The sequence below is a fragment of the Pseudomonas sp. NMS19W genome, from assembly GCF_051554255.1.
Taxonomy (GTDB): Bacteria; Pseudomonadota; Gammaproteobacteria; order Pseudomonadales; family Pseudomonadaceae; genus Aquipseudomonas; species Aquipseudomonas kribbensis.
Window position 1 is genome coordinate 654181 of the sequence record NZ_CP136718.1, and the last position, 25498, is coordinate 679678.

Below are 25498 nucleotides of genomic sequence, written 5' to 3' on the forward strand. Positions count from 1 at the left end.
ATATACACACAATTAATCATGTTCCGTCGCTGTGATCCGCCTCCCGCCAGGGACGGGAGCGCGGCCGAAGCGGCGTATCGATTCAGGCAATCGGTTGCCAGTTGCCGACCATGTGTTCGAGTTCTCCGGTACCGATCAGGCGCAATTCACCACTGGCCCCCGCCACACTGGCGAACAGCGATACTTCGCTTGGCAGGCGCACAGGCTTGCGAAAATGCACGGTGACTTCCAGATTGGCCCGGGGCAGATGATCCGCCAGCGCCGCCAACGTACGGGCCTTGTTCCACAGGCCATGGGCAATGGCGGTAGGGAAACCGAACAGCTTTGCACTGGCCGCGCTCAGGTGGATCGGGTTGTAGTCGCCCGAGACTTTGGCGTACTGCCGGCCGATGTCCGCCGGGGCTTTCCATTGCGCCACCTGCATCAGTGGCAGCGCGGGTTCCCAGGTTTGTTCAAACGGTTCGCCCTCAAGCTTCACACCTCGACAGAGCATCCGGCTTTCGGCTTCCCACAGCGGACCGAGCTGATCGTCGAGGGTGGTCAGCAGGTCGAACGTCGCGCCTTTCGGATGGGGTTGCAGGTTGTGCACCCGAACGCTGACCTGTGCGCGGCTGATCCCGCCCATTGGCCGCAGTACGCGAATGCGGTTGCTCAGATGGATCAATCCCAGCAACGGAAACGGAAAGTCCCTGGCCGTGAGCAATTGCATCTGCAACGCAAACGCCAGGACGTGTGGATACGTCGGCGGCAGCAGACCGTCATCGGCAAACCCGCAGACCTTGCGATAGGCCGCCAGGCGTTTACCGTCGACGTCGACCCAGCAGCGCAAACCGCTGTCGGGCAAGGTGATGCCGGTGATTTTTCGCCGGGTCGCTGCCCGGGCATACAACCCGGGCAGGCTCGGCTCGCGGTGCAGCGTGTGCCATTCGATGCTCATGCCTAAGCCCCCAGAACACTTTGTCCACAGACCCGCAGCGCCTGCCCGGTAAACGCGCCGGTGCCCGGTTGCGCCAGCCAGGCCGCCGCTTCGGCAACGTCTTGCGGCAGACCGCCCTGGCCCAGCGAACTCATGCGCCGGCCGGCTTCGCGCAGGCCGAACGGAATGTGCGCGGTCATCTGGGTTTCGATGAAGCCCGGCGCCACGGCGTTGATGCTGATGCCCCGTTCCAGCAGCGTAGGTGCCCACGCCTGAGCCAAGCCGATCAACCCGGCCTTGCTCGCCGCGTAATTGGTTTGCCCGCGATTGCCGGCAATGCCGCTGATCGACGCCAGCAGGATTACCCGCGCGTTGTCGCGCAGGGTGCCGCTGTCGAGCAGGGCCTTGGTCAGCACTTGCGGCGCATTGAGGTTGACCGCCAGCACCGCATCCCAGAACTCGGGCGTCATGTTGGCCAGGGTCTTGTCGCGGGTGATGCCGGCGTTGTGCACCAGAATGTCGAGGCCGTCCGGCAACTGTTCGATCAGTTGCGCGGCAGCGTCTTCGGCGCAGATGTCGAGGGTGATGGCCCGGCCGCCGAGGCGGGCGGCCAGGGCTTCCAGATCGGTTTTCGCTGGCGGTACGTCAAGCAGGATCACTTCGGCGCCGTCACGGGCCAGGGTTTCGGCGATGGAGGCGCCGATGCCGCGCGCCGCGCCGGTGACCAGCGCCTTGCGCCCGGCCAGTGGGCGCGTCCAGTCGGTCACTGGTGTGGCGCAAGGATTCAGCCGGATCACTTGCCCGGACACGAACGCGCTTTTCGGCGAGAGGAAAAACCGCAGCGGCCCTTCGAGCTGATCCTCGGCGCCTTCGCCCACGTAGATCAATTGCAGCGTGCCACCACTGCGCAGCTCCTTGGCCAGCGAACGAGAGAAACCTTCAAGTGCGCGCTGTGCACTGGCGGCAAACGGTTCCCGCAGGGTTTCCGGGGCACGGCCGAGGATTACCAGATGCGCGCTGCTGTCGAGGTTCTTCATCAACGGCTGGAAGAACTCGCGCAACTGCTTGAGCTGGTCGGTGTGCTGCAGATTGCTGGCGTCGAACACCACAGCCTTGAGTTTCGGACCATGGCCGGGAATCCATTGGGTGGCGGACGCAGGCTGGTCGCCGTAGCGATAAATGGCATCGGTCAGCCGGTTGGCGAAGGCGCTGACCTGTTCGGCCAGCGGCCCGCCGCCGATCAGCAGCGCACCGTCCACCGGCCGCAGGCGCCCGGCCTGCCAGCGTTCCAGGCGCACCGGCGACGGCAGGCCCAGGGCCCCGACCAGACGGTGGCCGATGGACGAGTTGGCGAAGTCGATATAGCGGTCAGACATGGAACGCTCTCCAGAAGATGGGGTTCAAAGTGTGGACTGCGAAGGGCAATCAATCGTTCGATCCACGCAATAAGGCCTACGCTAGAACAGCAGAGTAGTTTGCCCCCGGTGTTTTTGGGGCCCGGCGGGATTTTCAGTGCCCGATTTTCAGACTGGATATTTCACAAGGAGTTTTTCATGAGTCAGCTGCGCCGCGTCGCGATCATTGGTGGCAACCGCATTCCGTTCGCCCGTTCCAACGGCCCGTACGCCACCGCGAGCAATCAAGTGATGCTCACCGCCGCCCTGGAAGGCCTGATCGAGCGTTACAACCTGCACGGCCAGCGCATGGGTGAAGTGGTCGCGGGGGCAGTGCTGAAATTGTCACGGGATATGAACCTGACCCGCGAATGCGTGCTCGGCTCGCGTCTGTCACCGGCGACGCCGGCCTATGACATCCAGCAGGCCTGCGGCACCGGCCTGGAAGCCGCGTTGCTGGTGGCGAACAAAATCGCTCTCGGCCAGATCGATTGCGGCATTGCCGGCGGCGTCGACACCACGTCGGACGCGCCGATCAGCGTCAGCGAAGGCCTGCGCAAAATCCTTCTGCAAGCCAACCGCGCCAAGACCACCGGCGACAAGCTCAAGACCTTCCTGCAATTGCGCCCGAAACACTTGATCCCCGAATTCCCACGCAACGGCGAACCGCGCACCGGCCTGTCGATGGGGCAACATTGCGAGCTGATGGCGCAGACCTGGAACATTCCTCGCGAAGAGCAGGATCAACTGGCACTCGAAAGTCACCAAAAACTGGCGGCGTCCTACAGCGAGGGCTGGCACAACGACCTGATGACCCCGTTCCTCGGTCTGACCCGCGACAACAACCTGCGCCCGGACCTGACCCTGGAAAAACTCGCGACCCTGAAACCGGCCTTCGAGAAAAGCGCCAAGGGCACGCTGACCGCCGGCAACTCCACGCCGTTGACCGATGGCGCCTCGGTGGTGTTGCTGGGCAGTGAAGAGTGGGCGAAAGAACGCGGCTTGCCGATCCTCGCGTATCTGCGGGACGGCGAAGCGGCGGCGGTGGATTTCGTCAACGGCGCCGAAGGGCTGCTGATGGCCCCGGTGTATGCGGTGCCGCGCTTGCTGGCGCGCAACGGTCTGACCTTGCAGGATTTCGACTACTACGAAATCCACGAAGCGTTTGCCGCGCAGGTGTTGTGCACATTGAAGGCCTGGGAGGATCCGGAGTACTGCAAGACACGGCTCGGGCTGGATGCGCCGCTGGGATCGATTGATCGCAGTCGTTTGAACGTCAAGGGCAGCTCGCTGGCAGCAGGGCATCCGTTTGCCGCGACGGGGGGCGGATCGTAGCCAACATGGCGAAGCTGCTGGATGCGGCGGGGCGCGGGCGGGGCTTGATTTCGATTTGTGCGGCTGGCGGACAGGGTGTGACGGCGATCGTCGAGCGCTGAAAGAACAGGAATTCCCTCTCCCAAAGGGAGAGGGAATTCAAAGGTTACTCAGGTGCGGAACCGTCGCACCAACCCATCCAGCTCATTCGACAACCCCGCCAGACTCTGCGAATCCAGCCGCGCCGAATTCGCCAGCTCTGCCACCAGCTGCGCATCACCATGAATCTGGCTGATATGCCGATTGATGTCCTCAGCCACCTGATGCTGCTCTTCCGCCGCCGTGGCGATCTGTGTGTTCATGTCACGAATCACATCCACCGACTCACGGATCTGACCGAAGCTTTCCCGCGCTTCACCGATGCGCGCCACTGATTGCTGCGACACATCGAGGCTGGCACGCATCTGCTGGGTCACGGCGCTGGTGCGCTTGGCCAGGTTGCCCAGCAGCCCGTCGATTTCCGCCGTCGAGTCAGCCGTGCGTTTCGCCAGTGCGCGAACCTCGTCGGCCACCACCGCAAAACCACGCCCTTGCTCACCGGCACGCGCCGCTTCGATGGCGGCGTTGAGCGCCAGCAGGTTGGTCTGTTCGGCGATGGAGCGGATGGTGCCGAGGATCGACTGGATATCGTTGCTGTCGCGTTCCAGTTGCTGCATCGACTGCGCCGACTGTTCCAGCTCCTGGCTCAGTTGATCGACGCTGTGCACCGCCGCATCGATCTGCTGCTGACCTTCGCGGGCCTGGCGCTGGCCGCTGTCGGCCGACTCCGCTGCCTGGCTGCAGGATCGTGCGACCTCGTTGGCGGTGGCGACCATTTCGTGGAACGCGGTCGAGACCATGTCCACGGCTTCGCGCTGGCGTCCGGCGGCTTCGGCCATGTCGCCGGAGACCCGGGTCGAACTCTGCGACGTGGCGAGGATTTTCCCGGCGGCGCCGCCGATGTGCTGGATCAGGCTACGGATCGCGGTGAGGAACTGGTTGAACCAGCTCGCCAGTTGCGCGGTTTCATCGCTGCCACGGATGTCGAGGTTCTTGGTCAGGTCGCCTTCGCCCTGGGCGATGCCTTCCAGACCGCTGGCCACGCTGCGGATCGGCCGCACGATGAGGCTGGCGAAACTGGCGCCGACCACGGCGAAGATCACCGCCAGCACAGCCGCGATGATTGCGATCAGCCAGGTCAACTGGGTGGCGGAGCTCATCACGTCGTTCTGTTTGATCAGGCCGATGAAGGTCCAGCCCAGTTGCTCCGACGGCCAGACGTTGGCCATGTAGCGCTCGCCGTTGAGCTCGATTTCCACCAGGCCCTTGCCGGCCTTGGCCAGTTGCGCGTAGCCCTCGCCGAGACTGTCGAGGCGTTTGAAGTTGTGTTCGGGCTGCTTCGGATCGACCAGCACCGTGCCGGTGTTTTCCATCAGCATCAGGTAGCCGGTTTCGCCCAGCTTGATCTGTTTGACGATCTCGGTGAGCTGCTTGAGCGAAACGTCGATGTTGACCACGCCGCCCTGGGCGCCCAACTGGTTGGCCACCGCGCGCACGGTACTGACCAGAACCGCATCGTCGCCGGCCCAATAGTAGGCTTCGGTGCGCAGGGTCTTGCCCGGGTTGGCCATGGCGGTCTTGTACCACGGGCGCGTGCGCGGATCGTAGTTGGACATTTTCGGGTCGCCCGGCCAGAACGCGTAGCCGCCACTGTTCAGGCCATAGGAGACATAGGAATAGGCCGGATGGGATTTGGCCAGGCTTTCGAACAGGGCAAACAGCTGCTTGTCGATTTCACCGTCGCGGGTGTCGTCGGCGTTGGCGCTCATGCGGCTTCTTACGCTGCCATCGGCGCTCTGGACCAGCGGTTGCGCCGCCAGGTAATCGACGTTCTGGCTGATGCCGTCGAAGAACAGCTGCATGGCATTGCTGACCTGACGGATCTCGCGCCCGCTGCTGTCGACAAATCCTTCCCGGGCATCGCTGCGCAGGTTCAGTACCACCAGGGTGGCGACCAGCACCACGGGCAAGCAGGCGATGATTGCAAACGCCCAGGTCAACTTCTGTTTGATGTTCATCCGCGCTCCAGATTTTCTTGTAGGCCCACGCAGTGCAGATGACTCGCGGTTTTTTGGCAGCCGAAAAACGTTGTTTGCCACTCCTTTCCTTGAGTGCGACATCGATTTTTTTGGAACGATTGTCGGACAAATTCCTCTGTCTCAGAGGAATTCGGCTGCCGAAGAGGGAAATTGAGGCTGTAAGAGAAAATTCTTACGACGGGAGCGAAGCTGGATGTCAGATTCTGTCGCAAATGCCCTCAAGTCCTTGCGCCAACAAGTCCGACAGGCTCGGCTATGATTCGCAGCGGTCGATACAAGAGCGGTGGATTGACGTATTTGATCCGGCACAGTGTGTGCATCCACAGGTTCACAGGTCGGCAACCCTTCCCCGTGATGCGGGGATTGCCGTATAACGAGTGACATTCGCGTGTTTGGCAATAAAGGACCCACAATAAAAGCTGATGAAGACTCCAAAACGCATTGAACCCCTGATCGAGGACGGTCTGGTCGACGAAGTGCTGCGTCCACTGATGAGTGGCAAAGAAGCAGCTGTTTATGTGGTGCGCTGCGGCAATCAGTTACGTTGCGCAAAGGTCTACAAGGAGGCGAACAAACGCAGTTTCCGCCAGGCGGCCGAGTACCAGGAAGGCCGCAAGGTTCGCAACAGCCGACAGGCCCGGGCGATGGCCAAGGGGTCCAAGTTCGGGCGCAAGGAAGCCGAAGACGCCTGGCAGAACGCCGAAGTCGCGGCGCTGTTCCGCCTGGCCAACGCCGGGGTGCGGGTGCCCAAGCCGTACGACTTCCTCGAAGGCGTGCTGCTGATGGAACTGGTGGCCGATGAATACGGCGATGCCGCGCCGCGTCTGAACGACGTGGTGCTGGAGCCGGATCAGGCCCGCGAATACCATGCGTTCCTGATTTCGCAGATCGTGCTGATGTTGTGTACCGGTCTGGTGCACGGTGACCTCTCGGAGTTCAACGTGCTGCTGACGCCGACCGGCCCGGTCATCATCGACCTGCCGCAAGCGGTGGACGCCGCCGGCAACAACCACGCGTTCAGCATGCTCGAACGTGACGTTGGCAACATGGCGTCGTACTTCGGCCGCTTCGCCCCTGAGTTGAAGAAGACCCGGTACGCCAAGGAAATGTGGGCGTTGTACGAAGCAGGTACGTTGCACCCGGCCAGCGTGCTGACCGGCGAGTTCGACGATCCCGAGGACCTGGCCGATGTCGGCGGGGTGCTGCGCGAGATCGAAGCGGCGCGTCTGGACGAGGAGCGCAAGCAAGCGATCCGCGCGGCAGAGGATGCGCCGAAAGGCAAATCCGACGAACCGCCTCCGCCACCGTGGATGCAGTGAGCATCTGAAAAACAAAACCCGGCTTCGGCCGGGTTTTACACATTCAAGGATTGATTGTGACCACCACCTCCCGCAATGCTCGGCTGATCATCACGGCGCGGCTGATTTCCGATTTCGGCGCTTTCCTCAACATGGTGGCGCTGGCCACTTATGTCTACCTGCTGAGCGACAGCGCCATGAGCGTCGGGATCTTCCTGGCCAGTCGGGTGGGCGGCGGGATTTTCGCCAGCCTGATCGGCACCGCGTTCTATCGCCGATGCAGCGGTCGCTTGCCGTTGATTGCCTTCGATCTGCTGCGCGCTGCTGTGCTGGGGTTGTTGCTGATCGTGCCGGTCAGTCAGCAGGCGTTTTTGCTGCCGCTGATCGCGTTCGCTCTGGGTTTTGGTAATTCGATGTTCGCCATCGGCCTCAACAGTCAATTGCCACGATTGATCGAGCCTGCGCAGTTGCTCAAGACCAATGCGTGGATCACGTCCGCCTCTTCCATGGCGATGGTCGGCGGCAGTCTGGTGTCCGGGCTGCTGGTCGCGGGGTTTGGTTTTGAAACGGTGTTCGCTCTGAACGCGCTGACCTATCTGCTGGCGGCGCTGTTGATTGCGCCGCTGCGGTTCAGCGCACCGGAGCCGGTGACCGAATCCGGCGCTAAACAGGGTGAGTGGTCGGCGTTGTTGCAGGGGTTGCGCAGTGCCCCGGTGGTTGCCGCGATGCTGGCGGTCACGATGGCCGACACCTTGGGCAGCGCTGCGCACAACGTCGGGTTTCCGATCATTTCCAGACTGCTGACACCAGATTCGGCGAGCACCACGCTGGGCCTGATGCTAGCAGTCTGGGCCGTCGGCAAACTGCTGGGCGCACGAATCGCCAGTCGCCTGAACGGCTCTGACAATATCCATCTGGAGCGCCGCTACTTCGCCGGCGTGCTGCTGATGTCCTGCGGTTTCATCCTGATGTTTCAGCAGCACAGCGTCGTCGGTTTGTTGCTGTTTTCGTTGCCGGCCGGGCTGGGCGACGGATTCTCGGAAGTGGGGCTGATGTCACGGCTGCAACGGGAACCGGAGCCGCTGCGCTTGCCGATCTTCAGCTTCCTGACGCTGCTGCAGATGACCGGGTTCGGCGTCGGCATGCTGATCGCCGCACCGTTCTACAACGGGTGGGCACCGGGTGCCGTGGTGCTGCTGTTCCACGGCATTCCCCTTGTCACTGTGCTGTCGATGAAGATCCTGTTGCTCAGGCGCGGGCGGGTTGCGCGCAGCAGCCCGACGCCAGTTCCTTGAGGATCGGGCAGTCCGGACGATGGTCGCCGTTGCAGTGCTCCACCAGGTCCTGCAGGGTGTCGCGCAGCTCGCCGAGTTCGCGGATCTTCTGATTCAGTTCGTCAATGTGCTGGCGGGCCAGGGCCTTCACATCGGCGCTGGCGCGCTGGCGGTCCTGCCAGAGGGTCAGCAGCTTGCCGACTTCCTCCAGCGAAAAGCCCAGGTCCCGGGAGCGCTTGATGAACGCCAGGGTATGCAGGTCATCGTCGCCGTAAACGCGATAGCCGCTGTCGGTGCGATGGGCGGCCTTGAGCAGGCCGATCGACTCGTAATAACGGATCATCTTCGCGCTCAGGCCACTGTGGCGGGCCGCTTGGCCGATGTTCATCGGTTGTCCTCCAGATCCTCGGGTTTCCAGGTTTTCAACAGTAGCGCATTGCTCACCACGCTGACGCTCGACAGGGCCATCGCCGCACCGGCCAGCACCGGATTGAGCAAGCCTAACGCTGCCAGCGGAATGCCGATCAGGTTGTAGACGAAGGCCCAGAACAGGTTCTGGCGGATCTTCGCGTAAGTCTTGCGGCTGATCTCCAGCGCCGCCGGCACCAACCGTGGGTCGCCGCGCATCAGGGTGATGCCGGCGGCGTGCATGGCCACGTCGGTGCCTCCGCCCATGGCGATGCCGATATCGGCAGCGGCCAGCGCGGGGGCGTCGTTGATGCCGTCGCCGACCATGGCTACGACCCCGGTCTTTTTCAGCTCGGCGACGGTGGCGGCTTTGTCCGCCGGCAGCACTTCGGCGTGGACGTTCTTGATGCCCAGCGCTTCGGCGACGACGCGGGCGCTGCCACGGTTGTCGCCGGTCAGCAAGTGGCTGTGGATATGTCGCGCAGCCAGTTGTTGCACCGCATGCAGTGCGCCGGGCTTGAGGGTGTCGCCGAAGGCGAACAGACCGAGCACACGGGGTTCGGGGCTTTGTTCTATCAGCCAGGACAGTGTGCGACCTTCGGTTTCCCAGGCCTTGGCGGACTCCGCCAGCGTGCCGGCGCCCAGACCGGTTTCCTCCAACAGTCGACGATTGCCCAGCGCCAGACGTCGACCGTCGAGATGGCCGGCGATGCCACGACCGGTCAGGGACTGGCTGTCGCTGACATCCGGCACAGTCAGATTGCGTTCGGCACAGACATCCAGCACCGCTTTGGCCAGTGGATGTTCACTGCCGCGTTGCAGTGCGCCAGCCGCTGTCAGCAGGGCGTCTTCATCACCGTCGATCGCACTGAAATGCGCGATGCGCGGGGTGCCGGAGGTCAGGGTGCCAGTCTTGTCGAACACCACAGCGCTGACTTCATGGGCGCGCTCCAGCGCTTCGGCGTCCTTGATCAGAATCCCGTGGCGCGCCGCCACGCCGGTGCCGGCCATGATCGCGGTCGGTGTCGCCAGACCAAGAGCGCAGGGGCAGGCGATCACCAGCACCGCGACGGCGTTGATCAACGCGGTTTCCAGTGGCGCGCCGTACAGCCACCAGCCGATCAGCGTGGCCAGGGCCAGCAGCAGAACCGTCGGCACGAACACCTGACTGACTTTATCCACCAGTTTCTGGATCGGCGCCTTCGCGGCCTGAGCGTCTTCCACCAGGCGGATGATCCGCGCCAGCACGCTTTCCGCACCGAGCGCGGAAGTGCGCACCAGCAGGCGGCCTTCGCCGTTGATCGCGCCGCCGGTGACCTTGTCGCCCGGCTGCTTGGGCACCGGCAGGCTTTCGCCGCTGATCAGTGCTTCGTCGGCATGGCTCTGGCCTTCCAGCACTTCGCCGTCCACCGGGAAACGTTCGCCGGGTTTGACCAATACGAGATCGCCGAGGCGCAGGGCGCTGATGGCGACGTCCTGTTCGCGGCCATCGATGACTTGAATCGCCCGCTCAGGCCGCAATGCCTCCAGGGCGCGAATGGCGCTGGCAGTCTGGCGTTTGGCGCGGCTTTCCAGATATTTGCCGAGCAGCACCAGAGCGATGACCACCGCCGAGGCTTCGAAATACAGGTGCGGCATGCCTCCGTCGGCGGTCGCCCATTCATAGAGACTCAAGCCGTAACCGGCGCTGGTGCCGAGGGCCACCAGCAAGTCCATGTTGCCGGCCCCGGCGCGCACGGCTTTCCACGCGGCCACATAAAACCGTGCGCCGAAAATGAATTGCACTGGAGTGGCGAGGGCGAATTGCGCCCAGGCCGGGAGCATCCAGTGAATACCGAACGGTTGTAGCAGCATCGGCAACACCAGCGGCAAGGCGAGGGCGATGGCGCAGATCAGCGCCCAGCGCTCGTGGTTCAGGCGTTGCTGATGATCGTCGGTCTGGTGTTCAAGTTCGAAGAGGCTGGCCGAATAACCGGCCTTGCTCACGGCAGCGATCAGGGTTTGCGGGTCGAGCGCACCAAGCAGCTCAAGATGAGCGCGTTCGTTGGCGAGGTTGACGCTGACGCTTTTCACCCCCGGCACTTTGTTCAGGGCACGTTCGACGCGGCCGACACAGGAGGCGCAGGTCATGCCGTCGATGTTCAATTCCACGGTTTGCTGCGGCACGCTGTAGCCGGCGCGCTCAACCGCTTCCATCAGCGCTGGCAGGCTGTCGCCGGGGGCCTGCACCCGGGCCTGTTCGGTGGCGAGGTTGACGCTGACGGCACTGGCGCCGCTGACTTTGCTCAAGGCGCGCTCGACGCGGCCGGCGCAACTGGCGCAGGTCATGCCGCTGATGGGCAGATCGAACGTGATGGAATCGGACATCGGTCGTACTCCCTGTAGTGGATGCCTACAGGATCAACCTTGCCATGCTGGCAAGGTCAAGCGCGAAAAAAATGGGGGGAGCCAGCCGGCTCCCCCATTTTCGATTCGCTCAGTATTCGAGCGCGGCCGGCCGCAGGTACAACCCTTTGGCGTTTGCCGCGATCCGGTACTTCACCACATCGCCGGCCTTGAGCGAGATCTCCTGCGCCGGCGGTGCCAGCATGCCCGGCTGGCAGCCCGGGACCTGGCCCGGTTCCAGCTTCAGACGAATGGAGAACGTGCCGTGGGGCAGGTTGAACGAGGTGGACTGCTCCTGAAGCAGCCGCCCGGCGAACTGATCCTGGATGTACACGCCGATCTCGCAGGAGGTCGGCACTTCCAGACGCTCGCGGGAGATGATCAGAACGGCGTAATCCTCGCCGATCGCGTTGGCCTGGGGCAGGCAGGCAAAGAAGCTGAGTAGGCCAAACAGGCTGAAAGCTGACCAGCGCATGGCTGAATCTCCTGAATTGATGTCATGGATGCACGCAGCTTGGCCGAGCGCGGCGCCGATTGCCAGCCCGGCAGTTGTTTGCAGAACTTGACCTTGCCATCGTGGCAAGCTCGACACTGCCGGCAACCTCACTCAAAGGAGTCATTCCATGCAAGTGTTCAGTGTTGAAGGCATGTCCTGCGGTCATTGCGTCAAGGCCGTTACCCAGGCGGTGCAGAGCAAGGATCCGGCGGCCAGCGTGCGGGTCGATCTGGCGGCGAAGGAAGTCGGTGTCGAAAGTGCGTTGAGCGCCGAACAAGTGATCGAGGCGATCAGCGAAGAAGGCTACGCCATCCGACTCGCCTGAACTTTTTAATAGTTAGCGAGCTACCGGATTGTTCAAGGCGTCCTCGCGCGGCTAGACTGTCGGGCTGCACTCTTTACCAAAGTGCCCGCCCAACTGCCTGCCAAACCTGGACGCCTGATGAACTTCCGTACCATTCTGATTCTCGGTGCCTTGACCGCTTTCGGTCCGCTGGCGATCGACTTCTATCTCCCTGCATTTCCCTCCATGGCGCTGGCGTTCGGCACCGATGAGAAACACGTCCAGCTGACGCTGTCGGCTTACTTCTTTGGTTTGTCCATCGGCCAACTGGCTTACGGTCCGGTGGCGGATCGTTTCGGACGGCGGATTCCATTGCTCACGGGCCTGGTGCTGTTCACGCTGGCGTCATTGGCCTGCGCTTATGCGCCGAATCTGGAATGGCTGATCGGTGCGCGGTTCGTTCAGGCACTGGGCGGTTGTGCGGGGATGGTGATTGGCCGGGCGGTGGTCGCCGACAAATGCGACGCCGTGGAATCGGCGAAGGTCTTTTCGCAACTGATGCTGGTGATGGGGCTGGCACCGATCCTGGCGCCGATGCTCGGCGGTCTGCTGGTCAACACCACGGGCTGGCAGTCGATCTTCCTGGTGCTGACCGGGTTCAGTGCCTTGGCCGGTCTGGCGGTTGCCCTCGGCCTGCCGGAAAGTCTGCCGGCCCATGTTCCGCGCCAGCCACTGTCCGGTGCATTGCGTCAGTACGGTCGACTGCTGACCGACCCGATCTACATGGGCCATGCCCTGACCGGTGGCATCGCCATCGCCGGGATGTTTGCCTACATTGCCGGCTCCCCCTTCATTTTCATCAAGCTGTACGGCGTTCCGCCCGAGCATTTCGGCTGGCTGTTCGGCACCAACGCGGCGGGCTTCATTCTGGTGGCGCAGATCAATGCGCGACTGTTGGCCAAGCGCGGCCCGGCGTTTCTGTTGTCGCGGGCGGTCTGGGTCTACTTCGGTGCCGGGCTGACATTGCTCGCGGTCAGTGCCCTGCACACCGAGGCATTGTGGCCGCTGCTGATTCCATTGTTCATTTGCGTGGCCAGTCTTGGCTGCATCAGCCCCAATGCGGCGGCGAGTGCGATGAACGGCCAGGGCGCTCGCGCCGGCAGTGCTTCGGCATTGCTCGGGTGCATGCAATTCAGCGTCGCCGCCGGGGCTTCGGCGCTGGTGGGGGTCTTGCACGACGGCTCCGCCGTGCCGATGGCCATGGTCATCAGCCTGTGCGGTCTGTTGGTGGTCAGCGCGGCGATGCTCACCCGGCGCATGCAGAATGCCCGGGCGCTGGCAAAGGCGCAGGCCGAAGTCTGAACCGAAGAAACTCAGCCGACAGCGCGTTGCTGGGGAATGTCGGGAATCTGATGGGGCGCGTGCAGACGCGCTTCGAGGGTGCGGGTGAAGGCCAGGGCTTCGGCTTCACTGCGGAATGTCACGGCGTGCTGGTCAAGGCGAACTTGCCATTGGGACTTTGCCACTTCTTTTATCAGGATCTTCATTGCTGACCTCCCGTACGTAAAAGATTGCATCGCAGAGGTTTCGATTGTAGACCCGAATACGATCGCAATTGTGACAAGGGTCAAGCATCTGACTGACGGCAAAAAGCGACCGCAGCCCCCGAGTCAGCCACTTCTGGCCCTGACGAGGACTGCAGCCTCCGGAGTTTTAGAAACCTTCTAAAACAATTTTCCCCTTGGCCTTGCCGCTTTCCAGCAATTCATGGGCCCGGCGCAGGTTGCTCGCGTTGATCTTGCCGAAGTGCTCGCCCACCGTGGTTTTCAACGTCCCGGCATCGATCAGCTCGGCCACCCGGTTGAGCAGTTTGTGCTGCTCGATCATGTCCGGCGTTTCGAACAGCGAGCGGGTGTACATGAACTCCCAGTGCAGCGACAGGCTCTTGCGCTTGAGTTTGGTCACGTCCAGCGACTTCGGATCATCGATCAACGCCAGTTTGCCCTGCGGCGCCAAGGCCTCGACCAGTTGGTCCAGGTGCTGATCGGTCTGGGTCAGGCTGGCGACGTGGGTCACGTGGTCGATGCCGGCGCGCTTCAGTTCTTCGCTCAACGGCTGGCTGTGATCGATCACCCGGTCGGCGCCCAGTTCTGTCACCCACTCCCGGGTTTGCGGACGGGAGGCGGTGCCGATCACTTTGAGCCCGGTCAATTGAGCGGCCAGTTGGGTCAGGATCGAACCCACACCGCCGGCCGCGCCGACGATCAACAGGCTCTGACCTTCGTCAGTGTTGCCTTCGCGGATTTGCAGGCGTTCGAACAACAGTTCCCACGCCGTAATGGCGGTCAGCGGCAGGGCGGCGGCTTCAGCGAAGCCGAGGGTTTTCGGCATATGGCCGACGATCCGCTCATCCACCACGTGCAGTTCGCTGTTGCCACCGGCCCGGGCGATGGAACCGGCGTAGAAGACCTTGTCGCCGGCCTTGAACAGCGTCACTTCACTGCCGACCGACTTGACCACACCGGCCACGTCCCAGCCCAGCACTTTGGCGGCGCCGCCTTCCGGCGCGACGTTCTGGCGAACCTTGGTGTCGACCGGGTTGACCGAAATCGCTTTGACTTCCACCAGCAGGTCGCGCGGGCCGGCCACCGGCTCCGGCAGTTCGATGTCTTGCAGGGATTTTTCGTCGCTGATCGGCAGGGATGCGTAATAGGCGATGGCTTTCATGGTTGGCTCCACAAATTAATAGAAGAAGGATTCAGGCGATGGCGCCCAGGCGTTTTAACTGGAAGTGTTCGATGCAATGGCCGGCGGTGGCCTGGAAGTTCCGAAAATGCGCGCTGGTATTGTGTGCTTGAAGGACTTCCTCGCTGGCCCAGTGCTCAATCACATAAAAGGTCAGCGGATCGGCCAGGTCGCGGTGCAGGTCGTACTGGCTGCAGCCATCCTCGGCACGGCTCGGCTCAACCAGTGCGCACAGGGCGTTTTCGAGGGCGTCCTGCTGGCCGGGTTTGGCGATCAGGGTGGCGACAGCGGTGAAGGGCTGGGACATGGTCGACTCCGGAACGGGGTGAATTCGATGGGAGGCATGATTGGCTATTTCTGCGCGAGATAAAACCGGCTAAAAGAGCAGTCTCTTTCAATGTTTTTTTGATAATCGAGGCTGAAATGCTGCGTTTCGATGACTTGCAGTTGTTTGTCCGGGCGGCGGATCTGGGCAGCCTGTCGGCGGCGGCCCGGGTCATGGATATGTCCGCCGCCGTGGCCAGCGCGGCGCTCAAGCGTATCGAGCAACAGCTCGGCGCACGGCTTCTGGCGCGTTCCACCCGCAGCCTGCGGCTGACGTCCGAGGGCGAAGGCTTCCTCGAATACGCCCGGGCGGCGCTGAGCAACCTGGATGAGGGACGTCGTCTGCTGGCCAGCGGTCAGGATCAGGTCAGCGGGATTCTGCAGCTGTCGGCGCCCTCGGATTTTGGTCGCAACCTGCTGCTGCCGTGGCTCGATGAGTTTCAGCGTGAACACCCGAAATTGACCGTGCGTCTGCTGCTGGGCGACCGCATCGCTGACTTGTTTCGCCAACCGGTGGACATCGCCCTGCGCTATGGCGAACCGGAGGATTCCAGTCTGGTCGCATTGCCCATCGCCGCGCAGAACCGGCGGGTACTGTGTGCCTCTCCCGGCTATTTGGCGAAACATGGTGAACCGACTCAACTGGAGCAGCTCGCGCAGCACAATTGCCTGTTGTACATGCTGGGCAGTCGGGTGCACGACCACTGGAGTTTTCATGACGGCAAACGCGAAGTCGGCCTGACCGTCAGTGGCGATCGCTTCAGCGATGACGCCGATGTGGTGCGCTTATGGGCGGTGGCGGGAGTCGGTATCGCTTACAAATCATGGCTGGATGTGGCCGACGATGTGCTCGCCGGACGCCTGAAAGTACTGTTGCCAGGTCTGCTCTGCGAACGGGCGCCGCTGAATCTGTTGTGCGCCCATCGCGCTCAATTGAGTAAGCCGGTGAACCTGTTGAGGGAAATGCTCGCCAGTCGTTGCGCCGAATTGAGTAGCCGATTTCCCGTTTTTTCGCAGGTCGATCATTAGTCGCAGGTAAATAGCGAAATTTCTGTCAGGAACAATCACCAGCCGTACCCGCTCCGGCGCAGGACGCCGCTATCAACCCGCTTATACTAGCGTCCGCCTGAAGCCTGCACCGGCGCGCTGGCACAGGCACGATCAGATCGTCACTGACCGGTGGCGGTGGTGGCTGCATCAAGTACAGCGAATGCCGGTGGCCGGGTGGTGCCTTGCCTTTTGCTCAAGGCATTTGTGCGGATTGGCCGACGGCTGATTACTGGTCAAGATGTCTCCGGGCAGTAGACGATACGATTCAACAGGGAGTGAATACATGGAACATGCACCTTGCATCAGCCAGATCGCCACGTTGCTGGCCGATCCCAAACGCAGCGCAATGATGTGGGCGCTGATGGATGGCTCGGCCCGGCAGACCGAGGAACTGGCGCTGCTCGCAGGATTGTCGCCCTCGTCGGCCAGCGCACATTTGGGGCGCTTGTCCGCTGGCGGCCTGTTGAAGGTCGAGGTCCGTGGGCGCAAACGCTTCTTTCGCCTCGCCGCTCCCGAAATCGGCGCGGCAATCGAGGCACTGGCCAGTGCCTCGATTGCCAGTGCCCCGCAGAAGATTCCTGACGTATTCAAGCGCTCGACGCCAATTGCCAGGCCACGGGCGACCCCGTCTTCTCTGCTGCGAGCACGCTTTTGCGACGACCATCTGGGCGGCACGCTGGCTGCGGATCTATACCAGCGCCTGCTCGATGCGGGCTGGATCGAACAGCTCGAACATCGGGTGGTGGTCACCCAGAAGGGGGCGACACAGTTGGCCAGGCGCGGGGTCTTCATTCAGGCGCTGGCTCATCGCAATGCTCAGGTGGCCTGTGCCTGCCCGGACTGGAGCGAGCGTCGTCCGCACATGGGCGGCTCGCTGGGCGCGGCGTTGTTGCAGCTGTTCATGCAGTCCGGCTGGTTGACGCTGCCCAACGACTCCCGCGCCTTGCAACTGACGGCGGCGGGGCAACGAGAGATTCACCGGTTTGCCCGGGAGACCGAGCTGGAAATGGCGTTGTAGAGCACTTGTTGTCATTGTTCTGATGATTGGCGTCGTCCACGACTGCGATCAGGTCGCATCTGGCACAAACGCTCAACGTCTATCGCGCACACTCGATCCGCAGACATTTCGGATGGAGGAGGTGGCATGGACACAGGAAGCTTCAGCGCGGCGGATCGACTGGAACGCCTGCCGGTCAGCGGCTATCACCGGATCATTTTCATCATCATCGCCCTGGCGTTTTTCTTCGACTCCATGGATCTGGCGATGATGACCTTCCTGCTCGGCTCGATCAAAACCGAATTCGGCCTGAGCAGCGCCGAAGCCGGTCTGCTCGCCAGTTCGAGCTTTTTCGGCATGGTGCTGGGGGCATCGCTGTCCGGACTGCTGGCTGATCGTTTCGGTCGTAAACCGGTGTTTCAGTGGAGCATTGTGTTGTGGGGCGTGGCCAGTTACCTGTGCTCCACGGCGCAGACGGTCGAGAGCCTCACGCTATTCCGCATCCTGCTGGGGATCGGCATGGGCATGGAGTTCCCGATTGCCCAGTCGATGCTGTCGGAGCTGATACCGGCCAAGCGTCGCGGGCGCTACATTGCCTTGATGGACGGTTTCTGGCCGCTGGGTTTTGTCGCCGCCGGGGTGCTGTCGTATTTCCTGCTGCCACTGATTGGCTGGCGCGACATCTTTCTGGTGCTGGCGGTGCCGGCGGTATTTGTGCTGGCGATCCGCTTTTTCATTCCCGAATCGCCGCGCTGGCTGGAACAGGCCGGCAAGCATGAGGCGGCGGACAAAGTGTTGTGCGGGATCGAGGATCGGGTGCGGAAGTCGCTGGGCGGGGCCGCGTTGCCGGAGCCTGTTCGCCTGCCTCGGGTGATCACGCCACCGGGAAATTTCCTTTCGGCCCTGGGGCAGATCTGGTCGCCGCTGTACCGCCAGCGCACGATGATGATCTGGAGCTTGTGGTTCTTTGCGCTGCTCGGGTTTTACGGTCTGACGTCCTGGCTCAGCGCGTTGCTGCAACAGTCAGGGTTTGCGGTGACTCAGTCGGTGTATTACACGGTGCTGATTTCCCTCGGCGGGATTCCCGGGTTTCTGATGGCGGCGTGGCTGGTGGAGCGCTGGGGGCGTAAACCGGTGTGCATCATCACCTTGCTCGGCGGCGGGGTGATGGCGTTTCTGTACGGACAAAGCGCAGTGTTTGGCGGCAACGTGGCGCTGCTGATCGGCACGGGTCTGTTGATGCAGTTTTTCCTGTTCGGCATGTGGGCGGTGCTCTACACCTACACGCCGGAGTTGTACCCGACATCGGCGCGGGCGACGGGCTCGGGGTTCGCCTCGGCCATCGGGCGCGTCGGTTCGCTGCTCGGGCCGTTGGTCACCGGGCTGGTGTTCCCGATTACCGGGCAGGGCGGGGTGTTTGCGTTGGGAGCATTGTGCTTTGCGGTGGCGGCGGGGGTGGTGTGGTTGTTCGGGATGGAGACCCGGGGCAAGACGCTGGAGGAGTTGACTGAAGCGGTTGTGCGCTGAGACCTGAAAAGCCGTTCGAACACGGGTGTATTCGAACGGCTTTGTGCTGTTACGGTTTTACCAACCGTGCATCCAGGCTGTTCTGCGCCAGGCGCTTGGCCTGATCCTGGGTCATGCCCAGATGTTCGTGCAGCGCATGGAAGTTCTCGGTGACATAACCGCCGAAGTACGCCGGGTCATCGGAGTTGACTGTGACCTTCACGCCACGCTCGAGCATGTCGAGGATGTTGTGCTGGGACATGTGATCGAACACGCAGAGTTTGGTGTTCGACAGCGGGCATACGGTCAGCGGGATCTGCTCGTCGATGATCCGCTGCATCAGGCGCTCGTCTTCGATGGCGCGCACACCATGGTCGATACGCTGGATCTTCAGCAGATCGATGGCTTCCCAGATGTACTCCGGCGGGCCTTCCTCGCCAGCGTGAGCGACGGTCAGGAAACCTTCGTGACGGGCACGATCGAACACGCGCTGGAACTTGCTCGGCGGGTGCCCCATCTCGGAGCTATCCAGACCTACAGCGACAAACGCATCACGGAACGGCAGCGCCTGGTCGAGGGTTTTCTGCGCTTCGTCTTCGCTCAGGTGGCGCAGGAAGCTCAGGATCAAACCGCTGGTGATGCCCAGTTGCTGCTCGCCATCCTTCAGGGCGGCGGCGATGCCGTTGAGCACCACTTCGAACGGGATGCCACGGTCGGTGTGGGTCTGCGGATCGAAGAACGGCTCGGTGTGGATCACGTTCTGTTCTTTGCAGCGCAGCAGGTAGGCCCAGGTCAGGTCGTAGAAATCCTGGGAGGTGCGCAGCACGTCGGCACCCTGGTAATACAGGTCGAGAAATTCCTGCAGATTGTTGAAGGCGTAGGCCTTGCGAAGGGTTTCGACGTCGCTCCACGGCAGGGCGATCTTGTTGCGTTCGGCCAGGGCGAACAGCAGCTCGGGCTCCAGCGAGCCTTCGAGGTGCAAGTGCAGTTCGGCCTTGGGCAGGGCGTTGAGCCAGTCGTACATATTCTTTTCTCATCAGGTGCAATGACGGCATTCTACAGATGCGCGCCGAAACAATTGGCAAAACCTGACCAACCGATCCATCACACTGCTTCTTGCTCCCGTCGGTAGGCGTAGGTATCGGCGAAGCGCGACAGCAGGAATTCGGCGCAGGTGGTGGTCGGATATTTCGCCGGATGTCGGTCGTCCTGGCAACCGGGCAGGCACTCGATGCGGGTGTCCGGGTGCGGTTCGGCGAAGAACGGCATCGAATAGCGATCCACGCCGAGCGGGCTGATCACCCGGTGCGGGGTCGAGCGATATCGGTCGTTGCTCCAGCGCGCCATCATGTCGCCGAGGTTGACCACGAACGTGCCGTCGATGGGCGGTGCGTCGATCCACTGACCTTTGACGTTTTTCACCTGCAAGCCGCCGGCCGCGTCCTGATACAACAGCGTGATGCAGCCGTAATCGGTGTGTGCCCCGGCACCTTGCTGGTCGGCGGAACTGGCGGTGTGGCGCGGTGGGTAGTGGATCATCCGCAGTACGCTGACCGGCTCGTTGAAGCGCTTGTCGAAGAAATCGCGCTCGATGCCCAGCGCCAGGGTCATGGCCCGCAACAGGGTTTGCGCGAGGGCCTGCATGTCGCGGTAGTGCTGCTCCATCAGCGTCTCCCAGCCGGGGATGGCCGGGTGACGATTGGGGCCACGCAAGGGTTTTTCCGCCAGCACCTCGGGATGATCGGCCGTCAGGTGCAGGCCCATGTCGAAGGTTTCCTTGAGGTCGCTGGGTTTTTCCGGGTCCAGTTGTTCGGTGGCGATGGCGCCGTAGCCGCGGTGGTGGACGGTCCGGGTGATGTCGATCTTCAGTTTTTCTACTGTCGGCAATGCGAAGAAGTGCCGGGCGTGATCGAGCAGGGATTCAATGCGCTGCGCCGGAATCGGATGGCCCTTGATGTAGAAGAAGCCCCATTCGCGGCAGGCGCGGTCGATCTGTTCGGCGACGGCAGGCCAGGCGTTGTGGTCGGTGGAGTAGAGCGGCGAGATGTCGATGATCGGAAGCTGATCCATACACAACCCTTGAAAGTTAATGATCGTTCCCACGCAGAGCGTGGGAGCGATCTGGAGGAATTTACTTCGGCATCTCGGCCTTCATGCCTTCGACGTAATAGTTCATCGACGCCAGTTCCACGTTGGTCGCGCTCTTGCCCGCCGGGATCTTCTCGACCCCGGCCTGATCCTTGATCGGCCCGGTGAACGGCTGCAGGGCGCCGCTCTTGATGTCGGCGATGATCTGCTCGGCTTCGGCCTTCACCGGTGCCGGTACCAGATCGCTGATCGGCAGTTCGACTGTGCCTTCCTTCAATCCGCCCCAGTAGTCCTGGGATTTCCAGTTGTGGTCGATCACGCTCTGGGTCGCCTGAATGTAGTGCGGCGCCCAGTCGTTGACGATCGAGGTCAGCACCGCCTTCGGTCCGAAGTGCGCCATGTCCGAAGCGTAGCCCACGGCATAGACACCACGTCGTTCGGCAGCCTGGATCGGCGCCGGGCTGTCGGTGTGCTGGAACACCACGTCCACGCCCTGATCGATCAGCGCGTTGGCGGCGTCGGCTTCCTTGCCCGGGTCGAACCAGGAGTTGACCCACACCACTTTGATCTCGGTGCCGGGGTTGTATTTGTTCAGGGCCAGCTGGATGGCGTTGATGTCGCGGATCACTTCCGGGATCGGGAACGAGGCGACGTAGCCGATCTTCTTCGTCTTGGTCATTTTCGCCGCGAGGAAACCGCCGACATAACGGCCCTCGTAGGTGCGCGCGAGATAGGTGCCGAGGTTCTTGTCCTGCTTGTAGCCGGTGGCGTGTTCGAAGGTCACTTTGGGAAACTGTTTGGCGACTTTCACCGTCGGGTTCATGTAGCCGAAAGAGGTGGTGAAGATCAGGTCGTAGTTGTCCTTGGCCATGTTGCGGATCACCCGTTCGGCATCGGCGCCTTCGGCGACGTTTTCCACGTAGTTGGTGGTGATCTGCGTGCCGAGTTTTTCCGCCAGCGCCTTGCGCCCCTGTTCATGCTGATACGTCCAGCCGTGGTCGCCGATGGGGCCGATATAGACGAAGCCGACTTTCAGTGGATCGGCGGCACTGGCGCCCAGGCTGAGGCCGAGGCCCATGGCGATGCACAGCAGTTTCTGCAATGGACGTTTTTGCATGAACGCGAACTCCCTTTTGTTGTGTGTGGTGAGGGCAATGCAAAAGGCTGACCAAGCGGACAACAAATCGATTCGAAATTGCGGCGAGGCCTTTGCGAGCAAGCTAGCTCCGACATGGGAACACGGTCACCTGTGGGAGCGAGCTTGCTCGCGATGAGGCCGGCCGGGCCGAAAAAAGTGCATGTCCGTAAAGGGACGCTATCCACTGGTGCGCTAAGGTGTAACGAACCATCAGCGCCGCTTCGCAGTCAGTAACTCATTCGCCCCCGGCAACCGAAGGCCCGCCATGCTCACGATCCTCAAGCAAGAAAGCTTTCTGCTGCTGGCCCTGATCGCGGCCGTCGTTGCGTATCCGCTGGAGCACTGGTTGCTACATAGTGGCCAGGTCGTCGCGCTGACAGCCGGGCTGGTGCTGATCGCATTCATCGTCGCCGCCTCGATGCGCGTTGCCCATCAGGCCGAACTGCTCGCGGAAAAAGTCGGCGACCCTTACGGCACGATGATCCTGACCCTCGCCGCCGTGCTGGTGGAAGTGGTGATCCTGGCAATCATGATGAGCAACGAAGCCTCCGCCACACTGGTGCGCGACACGATCTATTCGGCAGTGATGCTCGACATCAACGGCATCCTCGGCCTCGCCGCGCTGATGGGTGGGATCAAACATGGCGAGCAGTCCTACAACGACGACTCGGCCCGCAGTTACAGCGTGATGATCCTCACCGCCATGGGCGTGTCGATGGTGGTGCCGGAGTTCATTCCCGAAGCCAACTGGAAAATCTATTCGGCGTTCACCATCGGCGCGATGGTGGTGCTTTACGCGTTGTTCCTGCGGATGCAGGTCGGGCCGCACAGTTACTTTTTCAGCTACAGCTACCCGGACAAGCGCCGCAAGAAACAGCCGCCGGAGGAGGAACCGGAGAAGGTCAATCTGCCGTTGTCGATTGCCATTCTGGTGTTCGGTGTGGTGGTGATCGGTGCACTGGCCGAGGTGATGTCCAAGACCCTCGATCTGGGGCTGGAAGGGACGGGCGCACCGCCGGTGATCACGGCGATTCTGGTGGCGGCGATCTCGGCAGCGCCGGAGATTCTGACCGCATTACGAGCAGCGCTGGCCAACCGCATGCAGTCGGTGGTCAACATTGCGATGGGCGCATCGTTGTCGACGGTGATCCTGACCGTGCCGGTGATGGAGGCGATGGCGCTCTACACGGGGCAGCCGTTTCAGATGGCGATGACGCCGGTGCAGACGGTGATGATCTTCATCACGCTGATCGTCAGCGCGATCAACCTCAATGACGGCGAGACCAATGCCATTGAGGGCATGACGCACTTTGTGCTGTTTGCGACGTTCATCATGTTGTCGCTGCTGGGACTTTGAGCCCACCAGAAACCACTGCGGGAGCTAGCCTGCTAGCGATTACGGTACATCAGTCAACATCTCTGTTTACTGACAGATCGCATTCGCTAGCAGGCTAGCTCCCACAGGTTAAGTACCGGGGAATCAGGAACCGGCGATCAACTGCCGCGCCGCCTGACTGTGATCGGCAATCAGGCCTTTGAGATCCAGCCCTTCAACCTGCCCGTCAACCACGCGCCACTTGCCGCCGACCATCACCCGATCCGCCCGGTCCGCACCGCACAACAGCAGCGCCGAGATCGGGTCATGGCTGCCGGAGAAGCGCAGCTCATCCAGCTTGAACAACGCCAGATCCGCCTGCTTGCCCACCGCCAGTTCACCGATGTCGGTACGGCCCAGCAGGCTCGCCGAACCCTTGGTTGCCCAGCCCAGCACACGCTCCGGGGTGATCTTCTCGGCACCATAACGCAGGCGCTGAATGTACAGCGCCTGACGCGCTTCGAGGATCATGTTCGACGCATCGTTGGACGCCGAACCATCCACACCGATACCGAACAATGCCCCGGCATCGGTCAGTTCGATACTCGGGCAGATGCCAGACGCCAGGCGCATGTTCGAGCTCGGGCAATGGCAGATGCCGGTGCCGGCCGCGCCAAGGCGGGCGATTTCGTCGGGGTTGAAGTGGATGCCGTGGGCCAGCCAGGTGCGCGGGCCGAGCCAGCCGACGCTGTCCAGATAATCCACGGTGCGCAGGCCGAAGCGTTGCAGGCAGAAATCTTCTTCGTCGAGTGTTTCGGCAAGGTGAGTGTGCAGACGCACATCGAGTTTGTTCGCCAGTTCGGCGCTGGCGGACATGATTTCCGGGGTCACCGAGAACGGCGAGCACGGTGCCAGGGCGATCTGGATTTGCGCGCCGTCGCCACGTTCGTGGTACTCGTGAATCAGCCGCTGGCTGTCGTCGAGAATCACCTGGCCTTCCTGCACGGTCTGCTGCGGAGGCAGGCCGCCGTCCTTCTCGCCGAGGCTCATCGAACCACGGGTGAGCATGGCGCGCATGCCCAGTTCGCGCACGGTTTCGACTTGCACGTCGATGGCGTTTTCCAGGCCGTCCGGGAACAGGTAATGGTGATCGGCAGCGGTGGTGCAGCCCGACAGCAGCAACTCGGCCAGCGCGACTTTGGTGGCGAGGGCGAGTTTTTCAGGCGTCAGGCGCGCCCACACCGGGTACAGGGTTTTCAGCCACGGGAACAACGGCTGATTGACCACCGGCGCCCAGGCGCGGGTCAGGGTCTGATAGAAGTGGTGATGGGTGTTGATCAGGCCCGGCAGGATCACATGTTCACGGGCGTCGAACACTTCATTGCACGGGGTCGACGGCTGCTGACCGGCGCCGAGCACTTCGGTGATTACACCGTCTTGCAGCACCAGACCGCCACGGGCATCGAGACCGTTGGCCGTGAAAATGGCGAGGGGATTTTTTAACCAGATACGGGTCGCAGGCATTGTGGCCGGCTCCTCTGAAAGTTGGGTTCAGGGTTGCCAGCTCAGTGTTGCCCTGTCTGCTGATCCAGGGTCGCCGCGAAGGACGAGGTGCGGAGTTTCGAACAAAATTTTACGGCGGGCAAGTCCAACCCGACCAGACACCGGGATAACCCTGTGGGAGCGAGCCCCACAGGGTCCAGTGCTTACCAGGGAATGGTTTCACCCTTGTAGTTCACGAAGTGATGGCCGCCCTTGCCGGCAAACGCGTCCACTTGATCCACCAGACCACGGGTGCTGGTTTCCACGTCGATGTCGGCACCTTCGCCGCCCATGTCGGTTTTCACCCAGCCCGGATGCAGCGACAGCACGGTGAGTTTCTGCTCGCCCAACTGCGTGACGAAGCTGTTGGTCATCGAGTTCAGCGCTGCTTTGCTGGCCTTGTACAGCGCCAGTTCCGGCGCGTCGGGCATGGTCACGCTGCCCAGCACCGAGCTCATGAACGCCAGCACGCCGCTGCCGTCGCGGATCTGCCCGACGAAGCGCTGGGCCAGATTGATCGGCGCCACGGCGTTGGTGAAGAACAACTGGCCGACTTCCGCCAGCGTCGCGCCGCCCGGGGTCTGCACGTCAGGGCCTTTGACCCCGGCGTTGACGAACAGCAGGTCGAAGGTCTCGCCCTTGAGCTGCTGGCTCAGGGCGATTACCGCTTGCTGGTCGTCCATGTCGAGTTTTTCGATCTGCACGTTGCCCAGTGCTTTCAGCGCCTCGGCATTCGCAGGGTTGCGAACCGTGGCGGTGACTTGCCAGCCGTCGGCCAGCAGGGTTTTCACCAGACCCAGGCCCAGGCCCCGGGAGGCGCCGATGATCAGTGCGTGCTTGGCAGGATTAAGTGCGGACATGATTGGCTTTCCTTGAAAGTTGAAAGA

22 protein-coding genes and 2 pseudogenes are annotated in these 25498 nt (G+C 62.2%); 9 read left to right on the forward strand and 15 right to left on the reverse strand.

Features of this window, described 5'->3' with window-relative positions:
• Nucleotides 1-82: 82 nt before the first annotated feature.
• Nucleotides 83-937, reverse strand: a complete 855-nt coding sequence (locus R1A29_RS02830; RefSeq protein ID WP_438300594.1) for a MaoC/PaaZ C-terminal domain-containing protein — start codon at nt 935-937, stop codon at nt 83-85.
• Between the two features lie 2 nt (nt 938-939).
• Complete coding sequence (locus tag R1A29_RS02835) at nt 940-2292, reverse strand: 3-oxoacyl-ACP reductase (RefSeq protein WP_438300595.1); 1353 nt, start codon at nt 2290-2292, stop codon at nt 940-942.
• A gap of 177 nt (nt 2293-2469) precedes the next feature.
• Between R1A29_RS02835 and R1A29_RS02840 the strand changes: the two are divergent.
• A pseudogene (locus tag R1A29_RS02840) lies at nt 2470-3746 on the forward strand (acetyl-CoA C-acetyltransferase).
• Nucleotides 3747-3794: 48 nt separating this feature from the next.
• Here R1A29_RS02840 and R1A29_RS02845 read toward each other — a convergent pair.
• Entirely contained in the window at nt 3795-4562 is a 768-nt protein-coding gene (locus tag R1A29_RS02845) for a methyl-accepting chemotaxis protein (protein ID WP_371850984.1), read from the reverse strand.
• A gap of 90 nt (nt 4563-4652) precedes the next feature.
• Nucleotides 4653-5843, reverse strand: a pseudogene (locus R1A29_RS02850) (cache domain-containing sensor histidine kinase); the annotation flags it as partial.
• A gap of 341 nt (nt 5844-6184) precedes the next feature.
• On the opposite strand from R1A29_RS02850, the gene R1A29_RS02855 reads away from it, so the two are divergent.
• Nucleotides 6185-7081 carry a PA4780 family RIO1-like protein kinase gene (locus R1A29_RS02855; protein WP_085711266.1) on the forward strand — a complete coding sequence of 299 codons (897 nt, stop codon included), beginning with the start codon at nt 6185-6187 and terminating at the stop codon, nt 7079-7081.
• Nucleotides 7082-7137: 56 nt separating this feature from the next.
• Complete coding sequence (locus R1A29_RS02860; RefSeq protein WP_438300596.1) at nt 7138-8355, forward strand: MFS transporter; 1218 nt, start codon at nt 7138-7140, stop codon at nt 8353-8355.
• Here the strand turns inward: R1A29_RS02860 and cueR are convergent.
• The 3 genes from cueR to R1A29_RS02875 all read right to left on the reverse strand — a co-directional run bounded on the left by cueR (nt 8309) and on the right by R1A29_RS02875 (nt 11602).
• Nucleotides 8309-8722, reverse strand: a complete 414-nt coding sequence (cueR, locus tag R1A29_RS02865) for a Cu(I)-responsive transcriptional regulator (protein ID WP_025111722.1) — start codon at nt 8720-8722, stop codon at nt 8309-8311. The genes R1A29_RS02860 and cueR overlap by 47 nt on opposite strands.
• Nucleotides 8719-11109 (reverse strand): heavy metal translocating P-type ATPase, encoded by a 2391-nt coding sequence (locus tag R1A29_RS02870; RefSeq protein ID WP_438300597.1) that lies wholly within the window; start codon nt 11107-11109, stop codon nt 8719-8721. The genes cueR and R1A29_RS02870 overlap by 4 nt, the downstream gene beginning before the upstream one ends.
• Before the next feature lie 109 nt (nt 11110-11218).
• A complete protein-coding gene (locus tag R1A29_RS02875; RefSeq protein WP_265812420.1) occupies nt 11219-11602 on the reverse strand; it encodes a hypothetical protein in 384 nt (127 codons plus the stop codon).
• A 148-nt stretch (nt 11603-11750) separates the two neighbouring features.
• On the opposite strand from R1A29_RS02875, the gene R1A29_RS02880 reads away from it, so the two are divergent.
• Both R1A29_RS02880 and R1A29_RS02885 read left to right on the forward strand, forming a co-directional pair.
• The gene (locus R1A29_RS02880) at nt 11751-11948 is read left to right on the forward strand and encodes a heavy-metal-associated domain-containing protein (RefSeq protein ID WP_085711270.1); all 198 of its coding nucleotides are present in this window, start codon (nt 11751-11753) and stop codon (nt 11946-11948) included.
• Nucleotides 11949-12065: 117 nt separating this feature from the next.
• Nucleotides 12066-13268: a multidrug effflux MFS transporter gene (locus tag R1A29_RS02885; RefSeq protein ID WP_438300598.1), complete on the forward strand. Its 1203-nt coding sequence runs from the start codon at nt 12066-12068 to the stop codon at nt 13266-13268.
• Between the two features lie 11 nt (nt 13269-13279).
• Here the strand turns inward: R1A29_RS02885 and R1A29_RS02890 are convergent, their stop codons facing one another.
• From R1A29_RS02890 to R1A29_RS02900, 3 genes are all read right to left on the reverse strand, one after another.
• Nucleotides 13280-13453 (reverse strand): hypothetical protein, encoded by a 174-nt coding sequence (locus R1A29_RS02890; protein ID WP_265812418.1) that lies wholly within the window; start codon nt 13451-13453, stop codon nt 13280-13282.
• A 166-nt stretch (nt 13454-13619) separates the two neighbouring features.
• On the reverse strand, nt 13620-14633 hold the full coding sequence (locus R1A29_RS02895; RefSeq protein WP_438300599.1) for a zinc-binding alcohol dehydrogenase family protein: 1014 nt from the start codon (nt 14631-14633) through the stop codon (nt 13620-13622).
• Between the two features lie 31 nt (nt 14634-14664).
• Complete coding sequence (locus R1A29_RS02900; RefSeq protein ID WP_438300600.1) at nt 14665-14958, reverse strand: putative quinol monooxygenase; 294 nt, start codon at nt 14956-14958, stop codon at nt 14665-14667.
• 116 nt (nt 14959-15074) lie between these two features.
• Between R1A29_RS02900 and R1A29_RS02905 the strand changes: the two genes are divergently transcribed.
• The 3 genes from R1A29_RS02905 (at nt 15075) to R1A29_RS02915 (ending at nt 18549) form a co-directional block, all read left to right on the forward strand.
• Nucleotides 15075-16004: a LysR family transcriptional regulator gene (locus R1A29_RS02905; RefSeq protein WP_438300601.1), complete on the forward strand. Its 930-nt coding sequence runs from the start codon at nt 15075-15077 to the stop codon at nt 16002-16004.
• A 304-nt stretch (nt 16005-16308) separates the two neighbouring features.
• Nucleotides 16309-17043: an ArsR/SmtB family transcription factor gene (locus tag R1A29_RS02910; RefSeq protein ID WP_438300602.1), complete on the forward strand. Its 735-nt coding sequence runs from the start codon at nt 16309-16311 to the stop codon at nt 17041-17043.
• 126 nt (nt 17044-17169) lie between these two features.
• Complete coding sequence (locus R1A29_RS02915; RefSeq protein WP_438300603.1) at nt 17170-18549, forward strand: MFS transporter; 1380 nt, start codon at nt 17170-17172, stop codon at nt 18547-18549.
• Nucleotides 18550-18598: 49 nt separating this feature from the next.
• On the opposite strand, the gene R1A29_RS02920 is transcribed toward R1A29_RS02915, so the two are convergent.
• The 3 genes from R1A29_RS02920 to R1A29_RS02930 all read right to left on the reverse strand — a co-directional run bounded on the left by R1A29_RS02920 (nt 18599) and on the right by R1A29_RS02930 (nt 21733).
• On the reverse strand, nt 18599-19552 hold the full coding sequence (locus R1A29_RS02920; RefSeq protein WP_011332312.1) for an adenosine deaminase: 954 nt from the start codon (nt 19550-19552) through the stop codon (nt 18599-18601).
• Between the two features lie 80 nt (nt 19553-19632).
• Nucleotides 19633-20598: an isopenicillin N synthase family dioxygenase gene (locus tag R1A29_RS02925; protein ID WP_438300604.1), complete on the reverse strand. Its 966-nt coding sequence runs from the start codon at nt 20596-20598 to the stop codon at nt 19633-19635.
• Nucleotides 20599-20659: 61 nt separating this feature from the next.
• Nucleotides 20660-21733 carry a BMP family ABC transporter substrate-binding protein gene (locus R1A29_RS02930; protein ID WP_134825383.1) on the reverse strand — a complete coding sequence of 358 codons (1074 nt, stop codon included), beginning with the start codon at nt 21731-21733 and terminating at the stop codon, nt 20660-20662.
• 286 nt (nt 21734-22019) lie between these two features.
• On the opposite strand from R1A29_RS02930, the gene R1A29_RS02935 reads away from it, so the two are divergent.
• Nucleotides 22020-23111 carry a calcium:proton antiporter gene (locus tag R1A29_RS02935; RefSeq protein ID WP_248742986.1) on the forward strand — a complete coding sequence of 364 codons (1092 nt, stop codon included), beginning with the start codon at nt 22020-22022 and terminating at the stop codon, nt 23109-23111.
• Nucleotides 23112-23234: 123 nt separating this feature from the next.
• Here R1A29_RS02935 and R1A29_RS02940 read toward each other — a convergent pair whose 3' ends face one another.
• Entirely contained in the window at nt 23235-24593 is a 1359-nt protein-coding gene (locus R1A29_RS02940; protein WP_119429997.1) for an 8-oxoguanine deaminase, read from the reverse strand.
• A gap of 182 nt (nt 24594-24775) precedes the next feature.
• Nucleotides 24776-25471 carry an SDR family oxidoreductase gene (locus tag R1A29_RS02945; RefSeq protein ID WP_119429996.1) on the reverse strand — a complete coding sequence of 232 codons (696 nt, stop codon included), beginning with the start codon at nt 25469-25471 and terminating at the stop codon, nt 24776-24778.
• Between the last annotated feature and the right edge of the window lie 27 nt (nt 25472-25498).